The sequence below is a fragment of the Bartonella sp. AA81SXKL genome (genome assembly GCF_042196945.1).
Taxonomy (GTDB): Bacteria; Pseudomonadota; Alphaproteobacteria; order Rhizobiales; family Rhizobiaceae; genus Bartonella.
On sequence record NZ_JBHIRH010000008.1, the window covers coordinates 32,180 to 43,768 of the forward strand.

The window sequence follows — 11,589 nt, forward strand, 5'->3', positions numbered from 1 at the left end:
CTCTTAAGAAGAGGGAAAAATAGAATCTTCTTTGAGAACACGCGAAAATGTTAGCACATCAACCTGTCGTGCACCTGCATCTTTTAATGCAGCAGCTGCTGCTGTAACTGTTGCACCCGTTGTAAATACATCATCAATCAGCAAAACAGAACATCCTTTGAGATATTTTTTAACTTTATGCGAAACCTTAAAAGCATTTTTTACGTTAAGTTTTCTCTCTCTCGAAGAAAGACTAACCTGCGGACGGGTATGCCGACAACGAACAAGCCAACTCGGTTTTAAAAGCTTTTTTTGTGATGCTGCAATATAACGTGCAAGCTCAGCAGATTGATTATAACGCCTCTCCCAAAAACGACGAAAATGCAATGGAATGGGAATAATAACATCACAATCATCAATAACCTCGCGTCCAGCAAACATCATCCAATTGGCCATAAATGATGCCAATTCTATATGATCACCATATTTTAAGCGCGTTACTAAAGTTCGTGCAAGCCCTTTATGAACAATGACTGAGCGAACACGTGAAAAAGGATGAGTATTACGGAGTGCTTCACCACTAAGAAAACCTTCCCCCATATCACAAACAAAAGGAGTCCCCATAACAGGACAATAAGGTTTCGTGATAAATTGAAGTTCTTTCCAACATTCGGAGCAAATCGTACCATAAGTAGAAACATTTTGCTTACATCCAGGACAAATTGGTGGATAAAGCATCGTTTTCAAGCGTTCAACGAACTTACTTAGTATATCTCCGCTATTTAACGCCGCTTCTCGAAAATACAACATTATAAATTTAGGCTTTTACAAGTTTCCCTTAGAACAAAAGTTCCTTTGTATTTCCTCAATTTATAATTTTAATTCCTTTAAAAACTCTTACCTTCTATAAATTTATTTCTTTCATATTATAAACTTGACAGAGCTTGCACAAATAATGAACCTTTTCAAAATATATTCTTTCATAGATCGAAAGTGTTCTACAATATGTCGCATCCTTTAATTTTTGATCATAACCGCATTGAACAATTCCGAAAACGAGCCTTTCAAAAAGCAAAAAAAGGATGTGACTTTTTACTCTCTCACATGGCAGAAGATCTCTATAAACGCCTTAGCACTGTTGATCGCCTCTTTACATTAGCTCTCGATTTACACAGCCATACAGACCTTTCTGCGCAAGCTTTAATGAAATCTGGAAAAGTTTGTTCTATAGAACGCATTGAGACCGATCCGCTTTATCAAAGCCATGATAAAAAATTTCATTTACGTCATCGAGAATTTCTTGATTTACCTCAAAGTTACTGTGACCTTATTGTTTCACTTCTTTCATTACAATTGACCAATGATACCCCTGGTGTTCTAAGCCAGATAAAAAATACCCTTAAACCAGATGGCTTATTTCTTGCTGTTATGGCAGGAGCTGGCACATTAAGAGAATTGCGCGAAAGCCTGCTGCAAGCTGAAAGTGAAATTTATGATGGAGCAAGCCCTAGGGTCTACCCTTTTGCCGACATTCGTGATGCAGGCGCTCTTTTACAGCGTATTGGCTTTGCCCTTCCTGTAGCAGACGTTGAAGATATCACAATACGTTATAATACAATGTTCGACCTTATGCACGATCTTAAAGCTATGGGAATGCAAAATGCACTCATAAATCGTTCACGACGCCCTGTATCCAAACGTTTTTTTCTCCGCGCAGCTGAAATCTATGCACAACGATTTAGTGATCCTGATGGACGTATTCGTGCACATTTTTCTTTCATCTGGCTCTCTGGTTGGGCTCCTCATCCCAATCAACAAAAACCGCTCCAGCCTGGTTCAGCGCAAATATCTCTTACAGATGTTTTACAGCCCCAAAAAATATAATCTAAAATTATTTTTTAAAAATACTTTTATCTGTTGTCCGTAATATTTGACTGGTGACCGTTCCAGCTATCATTGAATCGCTCACGTTTAGAGCAGTACGTCCCATATCAATTAGCGGTTCAATAGAGATAAGTACAGCAACCAAAGTAACAGGAAGCCCCATAATTGGTAACACAATCAATGCAGCGAAAATAGCACCTCCCCCCACACCAGCAACACCAATAGAACTCAACGTTACAACACCAATAAGCGTAGCAATCCAAGTAGGATCAAGAGGATTAATCCCCATAGAGGGTGCAATCATGGTCGCAAGCATCGCTGGATAAAGACCAGCACAACCATTTTGTCCAATTGTTGCCCCAAAAGAAGCTGCAAAACTCGCAATGGATTGTGGTACACCTATCCACTGTGTTTGCGCTTCAATATTCAAAGGAATACTTGCAGCACTTGAACGACTGCTAAAAGCAAATGTTAAAACCGGTAAAACCTTTTTGAAAAAACGAAAGGGATTAATCCCAGAAATACCAAGCAATACACCATGAATTCCAAAAATTAAAATAATACCGACATAAGAGGCAATGATAAAAACCAGTAAATTTAAAATATCTGTAATACGCGATATTGCTCCTACTTTCGTCATAAGTGCAAAAATACCATAAGGCGTCAAAGCAATCACAATACGGACTAACCGCATAATCCAAGCTTGTGCCACTTGAATAAATAAAAGCGCTTTTTCTCCTTTTTCTGGCTCATCTTTCTTTAAAAGAAGAACCGATGCACCTAAAAATGACGCAAAAATCACAACACTAATAATTGACGTACGTTTAGCTCCACTCAACTCAGCAAATGGATTTTTAGGAATCATAGACAAAATCATCTTTGGTATATTCATATCTCCAAGTTTAGAAATATGACCTTCAAGAAGAGCAGAAACATTTTGCCCTTCATGCACCAAACCATCGGTTGTTAATCCAAAAAAATTAACCACAAGCACACCAACCAATGCTGAAAGAGCCGTTGTAAAAAGCAATATTGAAATTGTTATTATACTCATCTTTCCAACAGCATAAACAGAATGTAAATGAGCAACTGCTGAAACGATAGAGATAAAAACCAGTGGCATAACAATCATTTGCAACAATAAAATATAGCCCTCACCGACAATGTTAAACCATTCAACGGATTTCAATAAAGTGCTTTCACCCTCTCCATAAATAAACTGCAAAACACTTCCAAAAATCAAGCCAAGGATAAGCCATAGCATAACACGTAGTGAAAGACTCCATTGCATTTTCTTACTTTGAGAAACCAACAATAAAAAAATAACAAATAGAAATAAATTGACGAAAAAATTAAATGTCATTGTCTATGCTCACTATTATTATGGTTGACATAAATAATCTGCATAATTCAAAATCAATGCATGATATTTAAAATTAACCTATAAAGCTTACAAGGCTTTTACAAAATCATTATTTTTTTAATTTATAGATTAAAAGAGAATTTTTTATCTACTAATAAATGTTTAAAGAAAATAAATAAAATTATTTTCTTATTATTTAAATTTTCACTCTCATAAAATAGTTAAAAAAGAAAAATATAAGCAACATTCATTGCATCTTAATACTGAATAATTCCAGCATATCTTATCCTATAAATCTCTTTACCTCTCTCTTTTTCTATTTGAACTGAAGCGAGCTTTCCAAGCAAGGATGAATTAACAATCGAACATTCATGATTTTTCTAGAAAATACACCAACAAGCTACTTCTGCTCATTTTATGGACTGCACTCTCAATAGCTTTGATCAGCACTTCAAATATAATTATTTTATTGAAAATACTTTTTATACATTCTTTCTTTGCTCTCAATGAAAGCTTTTTTATTTTTCAAAACTCTTTTTATAGTCATAAAAAGGCTTTGAAAGACAAGATGTTGATTTATAATGATAATTTACTGTTTTGCATATTAAATGAGAATCCCGAATAACGTAAGATTCTCTCATTTCAAACCTGTTTATCTTGAATCAATCAAAATCATTTGCTTGCACGTCATAAGCAGGGCTGGCCGTATGGGTAAAAATGTATAAGAAAGGAGTAGAAATACCTCTGATGAAACATCTTAGTGCAAGAGCTGTCGCAACATTGGAGAGCGGAGCTTGAGCAGCAAATATAAATAATATGATTGCTTTTTATAATAGCGCAGTAAAACGTTTTAACGATACCTATTCATATGCTGATCGAACAACACGTGCACGTGCTGTAGATAATTTTGTCACTTTAGATATAAAAAAGATAAGTTGGAGTTATAATGTTACGCAAGAACTAATAAGAAGAAAGGTTTTGAATTTGAAGAGGCATGCCTCACTCAGAGTTCATATCATCCTTTTACGCAACAGTGGTTTTATTATAATCGGAATCTCAACGATGGAATTTACCAAATGCCTCGTATAGTCCTGATAGGACAAAAAGTTGAAAATAGGATGATACAAATTACAGGCATAGGAGCACGAAGCGTTTTTTCTGTATTGATAGCTAAGAATTTGCCTAATCTAGATGCAATAGATACAGGTCAATGCTTTCCACTGTATCTTTATAAAAACGTTGAATCTCTGTAACTGTTCATGATGAAAAACAATCCCATTTATTTGCAAATTCAATAAAGGAAAGAAAAACATCTGGTTTACAGAGGCGTGATGCCATTACGGATGAAGGACGAGCACATTTTAAAGCTGCTTATCCTAGTGGAGCATAACAAAGACGATTACAAATTTCTAGATAATGAAAACAATGGAAAAGACTGAGGATATATGATTACAATGAGAGGCTTTAAGCCTACAAATATTATAAATTTTATGAATAGTACAGTTTAAAGCATTAAAAGCAGTCTTACAGTAGATTTACAATGTATGGGGATAATTAATTGCCTATAATAAGTTGCGCTCATACTGATAAAGATTATTCTGCTATAGAAATGTTGTGCTTTTTTGAATTTTTGTGCGTATTCAAACACTCATTCGTTACAAGCTCAATCTCTTTATCTCGTGCCTCTTTATCAAGAATAATAGTATTTTAATATAATACCCCTTTGCATACAAATAGTTATTTCTTATCTATGAATAGCTTATAATTTCATATAACTCTATGAAGATAATATTTTTTATTTATCAATATTTAATGATGTAATTAACACATTCATTCTATATATTATCATCTTTATTTCTATCTATTTACATAATATATTTCTTTTTTCTATAAAAATAAAATTGAGTTATACATACATAGATCTATCGGTATTTTTTCTACTGTCTTTTTAGCACACTGAAAGATTGATATCATAATTTTTGTATAATAAAATGCTCTTTCATATAAGCATCCTATATTGAATTATAATAATTGACTATTAACCGCAAATTATATTTTTTTATCCCTTTTAAAAGTGAAAAATATTATTTTCAGACCTATTCATAAGTAGGCTTAGCCAAGTGAATAAAAAATGTTTGATAATAAGCTTTATCTCTTATGAACTATCTTTTGTACAAAGGGACAACATTATGATTACGGAAATATCGTGATATTATTGGGTATAAAAATCACACTCCCCAAGAAATTTTTGTATTGTATCCTTTCCGTTATGAGAAATGTTAAAAGCAAGGTAGGATATGCTCTCTAGAGCAAATGAGTGAATGAACCACCACGGTGATATGCATTTTTAAAAAAGTAGGAAGTATCTTTGCTTCAAATTTAATAGGCACATTCTAAAAATAAAGGTTCTACCGACTCATTCCAAATAGAATAGTAATGGGACAAAAATTTTTCAGCATCTGTTTGTCCCATTGCAACAACCTCTTCTAGAGGATTAAGAAAATTTGTTTCATCAAAACCATTCGTATCATACTGTTTGCGATTTTTTAAGCCTTTGCGAGCAATAGCGAGAGCTTGACGTGCTAACTCTAAAAGAATAGTTTGACGAAAAGGAGTTCTTAGCCCTTCTTTAGGAACGCGTTGGCGCAACTCTAAAACTTCTTCAAAACACCAATCTTTTGTCAAAGCCTCTGCCTCATTAAGTGCTTCCCTATCATAAAGAAGCCCAACCCAAAAAGCCGACAACGCACAAATGCGCTTCCAAGAACCACAATCAGCTCCCCTCATTTCTAAAAATCTTTTTAAGCGGACTTCAGGAAATAACGTTGATAAGTGATTAATCCAATCTCCCATGTTTGGAATTGAATTTGCAACTTGTCCTTTTAATGCTCCATTCATAAACTGACGAAACGTTATGTGTGTACAATCATAATAACGACCATCACGCACAACAAAATACATTGGAACATCAAGGGCCCATTCAACATAATCAGCAAAACCAAAACGCTCAGAAAATACAAAGGGCAGAACGCCTGTCCTCTGATTATCCGTATTACGCCAAATTTCAGAACGCCACGATAAAAAGCCATTTGGGCGCCCTTCTGTAAAGGGCGAACTTGCAAATAATGCCGTTGCAATGGACTGTAACTTCATGGATACTTGCATTTTTCGCCGCATATCACTTTCAGATGAAAAATCAAGATTAACCTGAACTGTTGATGTGCGATACATCATATTAAGACCATTATACCCCACTTTAGGCATATAATCAGTCATAATCTGATAACGTGATTTAGGCATTCGCGGCGTTTCAGCTAAAGTCCACTTTGGACTAGCTCCAAGACCTAAAAAACCTATACCTAATGGTTCTGCAATTTTTTTGAGAAGAGTTAAATGCTCCATCAACTCGTAATATGTATGGCTTACTGATTTTAATGGTGCACCAGATAATTCAAATTGTCCCCCAGGTTCCAAAGAAATGGCTCCCTGATCAACTGATCCTACGAGCCCAATAATATTCTCTTCATCTAAAATAGGTTTCCATCCTAAAGCGCTTTGCATTCTCTCTAAAAGCGCTCGAATTCCCCTCTCTCCTTCATAAGGAACAGGGTGAAAACCATCTCTATAAAACGGAAATTTTTCATGTTCTGTACCAATGCGCCAATCATCTTCTGCTTTATACCCCCCTTGGAAATAGCTAACCAAAGAATCTAAGTTATAAATTTCACTTTCATCAGTTATATCAAGCGCCATAACTTACCGTATCCTATAATTGGTATCATCATCTTAAATAAATTGTTTAGAATGATTTTACAGATTTCTCAATCCATTGCCCAATCCCCCACGGTAGCATTAAGAAGAGCCAAAGCAGCAACAGCGGCAGTATCAGCGCGTAAAATACGCGGACCTAGTGATATTGGAAACACAAAAGGATGTTTTTTTAAAAAGCTCCGCTCTTCTTCACTAAAGCCACCTTCCGGTCCAATAAGAATACCAGGTGTTGTAACGTCACGCTTTTTAAAAGAAGGTAATGGATTATGCAATTTATGCTCTTCATCACAAAAGAATAAAGGCTGTGTCTCATCCCACTGTGCTAAAAGTTCTGCTAATGATAGAGCCGATACGCATTTAGGAAGAGATAAAATTCCACACTGTTCAGAAGCTTCAATAACATTGGCTTCCATACGCGCCATATTGATACGCGTAACCTGCGTATGATGCGTTATAACAGGCTGCAAAATCGATACCCCCATTTCAACAGCTTTCTGCACCATATAATCCAACCGCGCATTTTTGAGTGGAGCAAAGCAATAAATAAGATTGGAATGCGTCGTTTGTAATCTTTCTTGATGGATAAGCTGAACCACAACAAATTTTTTCTTAACAGTGATAAGTTTAGCAAGCCACTCACCATCCTGTCCATTAAAAAGTAAAATTTCTGCTCCTTCTTTCATACGCAAAACATGCATAAGATAAGAAGCTTGTGCCCCCTCTATCTTTATTTCTTCATTCAAAGCCAATGTCTGTCGGATAAATAATCTTTTAAGTTTATAATTTATGCGCATAAAAATTTTGCCAATGCTCACTATCGTCATCGAGAAAATGAAGAAAAATATATAGCAAAAAGAAAAAATTATATCTATAGAACTATAATATATTAAAGAATTATAGAGTTTTTTTAGCTTTATGAGATAATAATAGGAACTTATAGATCCTTAAGTGATTCTGCTTTCATAAAAGTTTAAATAATGCACCATTCATCTTTGCATTCAGTCATTGATGCATCCGTGGAGGAAAAATATGTCTGCTAAAAAAGCTACAATTATTACGATTACAACCCTCTTAGCCTTTATTTTGATTACAGTGGGAATTGGTTCTGTTGGAGCCGACGGGAAGCATACAATTACCAAAGATGGCTATGGTATTTCTTCTGCGATTCAATAAGCACTGGCCAACATCCTCCTTAAAATTTTAATGTTTTTTAGCAATTTTTATAAGATTAGCACCGATATTATGAATCTCTTGTATTTGAAAGATTCCATAAGAAGGTTTTTTATTCCTCTCTTCAGTCATTTATCTATACCAACCTCACTTATTATGACGGTGAGGATGGTTTTTACTGCTTCACGACGAACGGATTTAAAATGAGAGAATCTTCCGATAATGGGAGCTCTGATTTAAATTTAAAAGACAATTTTAAGTTGTAAAAAGACGAATTACCATTATAGGATAGAATATTATACAGATGAAAAACGATACTCAATCTGCGTTAATATCTTTTGTAACCCAAAAATCACCATGATTTTGTCCTTTAGAGCTTAGAGAAAATGTAAAAGGCCATGCAAGGCTATTAGCAAGACATTGGACATCTTTACATAAAGTTTCTGATCTATAGTTTTTGCGTAGTTGTGCCTGTAATATCAGTTCATTTTCCTTCCCTTGCGCAATAGCAGTTGCAATGATTCCTTGAATGGATAAGCTCAAGTCTGCTGTACGCATTAATGACTCTGTTACCTTCATCATACCTTCTGAAAAGCTTGTCTGAATATCCCAGTGATCAAATGTTGTTGAAAAAGTATCATTATTCATTAAAAGAAATTGTTGTTTATTTGAAAGTCTTGTTTGTAATTCATTCAGATCATACCCTAATAGCCGACCAGAAGACATCTTCAGTGTTAACTCACCCTGCATTTTCGTAAAAATTTCTGGCCAAGAATCAGCAAGTGTTCGTACCGTTGCAGTAAAATTCGTTTTGCTTTGTATAAATGGAATAAATCCCAAGATTTCTAAAGTCTCCTGCATATCAATAGAAGCACCTGAAATATTTCCTCCAATACGCACTTTCTGTCCAGCTGAGGTAACTTCAATATTACTTTGCACAGATCCACCAAAAATATTCGCATGTCCAAGATCAAAAATACCATGACCATCTCTTATTTGTATTGCAGCAGCTAAATTTGTGAGTGAAATATTTCCTATTTTAGCTTGTGGCGCAGAAAGTCGTATATCCACGCCAATACAATCAAAAGTTCTAATGTCAAAGCAGGCATTTTTCTTTTTACCTGAAAAAAACATTGAACCCAAGAGGCTAAGGTCTAGATTATCAAAGGCTAAAGAGCCCATGACATTTGGTACATAATCTTGAAAATCGAGTTTTAAAGCTCCTCGCGCATTGGCTTTCCCCATCGTAAATGTAACATTGTTCATTTGGATATGCATTGGCTGCGCTAAAAAATGAGATTCCCATACAATGGGTATTTTTAATTTATGTCCCCAAAACTGATTTCCACCAACCCAAGACAATGTCTGATTCCATCCAGGAGAACGCATTGACACTTTTCCGTCAAAAATATAATATTCAGATAATCGAGCCTTTCCTGTAAAAGTTATTCCCCCACGTACAGAATTGAGACTTGCCCTAATATGACTTTTGCCTCCAGCAAAAAGCAGTAATGCTTGAGAAGCATCAAGTGATAATTTTGTAAACTCTCCGCGCCAACGCGCATCTGCACGTAACCGTACTTCCTGAGTTGATTCCGGCCAATCTAAAGTTGCATTTAATCCTGTTATTTTTTCTGCTACTCCTGAAAAACTATCGTGATACACAAGAACACCATTTTTAATGACAATCCGTCCAAAAGGTTGTTTTAAAAGGTGCTCTATCTCTGGATGCTCAGGATTATGTTTTAATATTTCACGCGTATTACGTATTGCCACCCCTAATGCACCTTGTGAGCGAGAAAACCGATCAAAAAAATCTGCTATTGTTTTAACAGGCTTTTCCATAACAAATTGAGGATGCATAATCCGCGTCTCTGAAAAAGAAATATGTCCCCAAAGAAGATCGACGACAGAAAGATCAACTTCTATTGATTCAGCTTCCATTAATGGCGCAACATCATCCATTTTTGATGTTAAAGTAACGCCAGAAAGAAATGCTTTAGGATAAGGAAAAAGATGTAACCGCGGTGGATCACGCAATTGCACATTGTAACCCGTCCATGCACTTAAATCCTGCGCTAAACGAATACGAATCGCATCTGTAGAAATAAGATAAGGTAAAACGAGAATCCCCACTCCAAATAAAAAGATAATTGTAATAAAAACTCCGCTCAAAAATTTTATTATTCTGATGCGCACATTATCCCTCTATACTTATCCCCCTATAACAGATTAAAAACAAACTTAAATGATCATAAAAAGTTTTTATAACCCTATAATTCACTATATCCACTTTGTATCTTCATTATTTTTGTTCTTTATCCAAAATTTATTCAAACAGCAATGTTGCTGCTTCTTTATAAAGCAATTATTTAAAAGTCTTCAAAACTATAAATCCACAACATTATAAAACCATTCTTACTGTTCTCATATGAATATTGCTATAAAACTCTATCGTATTATTAGAAAATGCTTTACAAAAAAAACAAACAGCCTTACCGAAAGGATCTCTGAATGAATAATATTATCGACGGAAAAAAACTTGCTGAAGAGATTATTGTGAAAGTTAAGGCCGAAACAGCAAAGCTCCGCCATCACTATAATATACAACCTAGTATCGCTGTTATTATCGTTGGAGATGATCCTGCAAGTCAAGTATATGTCACCTCAAAAAATAAAAAAGCCGAAGAATGTGGGTTTCTTTCAATCAAACATGTCGTTTCCAAAGAAACGCAAGAAAAAGAACTCCTTCAACTTATTGCAACATTAAATTCTGATCCCAAAATTCATGGTATTTTGGTACAGCTGCCTCTCCCTGCTCATATGAATACAAATCGCATAACACAAGCCGTTGCTTTCCAAAAAGATGTTGATGGTTTTCATTATATTAATGTAGGAAAACTCGCAGCAAACGCACTTGAAGATGCGATGATTCCCTGCACTCCAGCTGGAGCCATGATGATGATTGAACAACACTGTGGGCAAGATTTATCTGGACTTGATGCTGTCGTTGTTGGACGCTCTAATATTGTTGGAAAACCTATGGCTGCCCTTTTAACAGCAGCCAATGCCACTGTGACAATTGCCCATAGTCGTACCCGTGACCTTGATGATGTGTGTCGAAGCGCTGATATTCTAGTAGCAGCTGTAGGCCGCCCACAAATGATTAAAAAAGACTGGATAAAAGATGGTGCAATTGTTATTGATGTCGGTATTAACCGCGTTGCTGCACCAGAAAAAGGTATAGGGAAAACACGTCTTGTTGGTGATGTCGATTTTGAAAACGTAAAAGAAAAAGCTGCTGCGATCACCCCTGTTCCAGGAGGCGTTGGACCAATGACAATTGCCATGCTTATGGTTAATACACTCAAAGCAGCTGCGCGATCACACAATCTGCCTATACCAAAATTCTAAAAATTGTA

At 35.5% G+C, this 11,589-nt stretch carries 8 protein-coding genes and 1 pseudogene; 4 read left to right on the forward strand and 5 right to left on the reverse strand.

What is annotated here, in order from left to right:
• Positions 1–3: 3 nt before the first annotated feature.
• On the reverse strand, positions 4–789 hold the full coding sequence (locus ACFINZ_RS05530; protein WP_375634703.1) for a ComF family protein: 786 nt from the start codon (positions 787–789) through the stop codon (positions 4–6).
• 195 nt (positions 790–984) lie between these two features.
• On the opposite strand from ACFINZ_RS05530, the gene ACFINZ_RS05535 reads away from it, so the two are divergent.
• Positions 985–1,863: a methyltransferase gene (locus ACFINZ_RS05535; protein ID WP_375634704.1), complete on the forward strand. Its 879-nt coding sequence runs from the start codon at positions 985–987 to the stop codon at positions 1,861–1,863.
• 7 nt (positions 1,864–1,870) lie between these two features.
• Here ACFINZ_RS05535 and ACFINZ_RS05540 read toward each other — a convergent pair whose 3' ends face one another.
• Positions 1,871–3,226 carry an L-cystine transporter gene (locus ACFINZ_RS05540; RefSeq protein WP_375612078.1) on the reverse strand — a complete coding sequence of 452 codons (1,356 nt, stop codon included), beginning with the start codon at positions 3,224–3,226 and terminating at the stop codon, positions 1,871–1,873.
• 1,022 nt (positions 3,227–4,248) lie between these two features.
• Between ACFINZ_RS05540 and ACFINZ_RS05545 the strand changes: the two are divergent.
• Positions 4,249–4,479, forward strand: a pseudogene (locus ACFINZ_RS05545) (type ISP restriction/modification enzyme); the annotation flags it as partial.
• A 1,126-nt stretch (positions 4,480–5,605) separates the two neighbouring features.
• Here ACFINZ_RS05545 and ACFINZ_RS05550 read toward each other — a convergent pair.
• Both ACFINZ_RS05550 and ACFINZ_RS05555 read right to left on the reverse strand, forming a co-directional pair.
• A complete protein-coding gene (locus tag ACFINZ_RS05550) occupies positions 5,606–6,979 on the reverse strand; it encodes a glutamate--cysteine ligase (RefSeq protein ID WP_375612076.1) in 1,374 nt (457 codons plus the stop codon).
• A gap of 68 nt (positions 6,980–7,047) precedes the next feature.
• Positions 7,048–7,791 carry a 16S rRNA (uracil(1498)-N(3))-methyltransferase gene (locus ACFINZ_RS05555; RefSeq protein ID WP_375634705.1) on the reverse strand — a complete coding sequence of 248 codons (744 nt, stop codon included), beginning with the start codon at positions 7,789–7,791 and terminating at the stop codon, positions 7,048–7,050.
• Between the two features lie 235 nt (positions 7,792–8,026).
• Here ACFINZ_RS05555 and ACFINZ_RS05560 point away from each other — a divergent pair, with 235 nt between their 5' ends.
• The gene (locus ACFINZ_RS05560; RefSeq protein ID WP_273790383.1) at positions 8,027–8,170 is read left to right on the forward strand and encodes a hypothetical protein; all 144 of its coding nucleotides are present in this window, start codon (positions 8,027–8,029) and stop codon (positions 8,168–8,170) included.
• Between the two features lie 315 nt (positions 8,171–8,485).
• On the opposite strand, the gene ACFINZ_RS05565 is transcribed toward ACFINZ_RS05560, so the two are convergent.
• Positions 8,486–10,366 (reverse strand): AsmA family protein, encoded by a 1,881-nt coding sequence (locus ACFINZ_RS05565; protein WP_375642958.1) that lies wholly within the window; start codon positions 10,364–10,366, stop codon positions 8,486–8,488.
• 315 nt (positions 10,367–10,681) lie between these two features.
• Here ACFINZ_RS05565 and folD point away from each other — a divergent pair, with 315 nt between their 5' ends.
• On the forward strand, positions 10,682–11,581 hold the full coding sequence (gene folD / locus ACFINZ_RS05570; protein ID WP_375618434.1) for a bifunctional methylenetetrahydrofolate dehydrogenase/methenyltetrahydrofolate cyclohydrolase FolD: 900 nt from the start codon (positions 10,682–10,684) through the stop codon (positions 11,579–11,581).
• Positions 11,582–11,589: the final 8 nt, after the last annotated feature.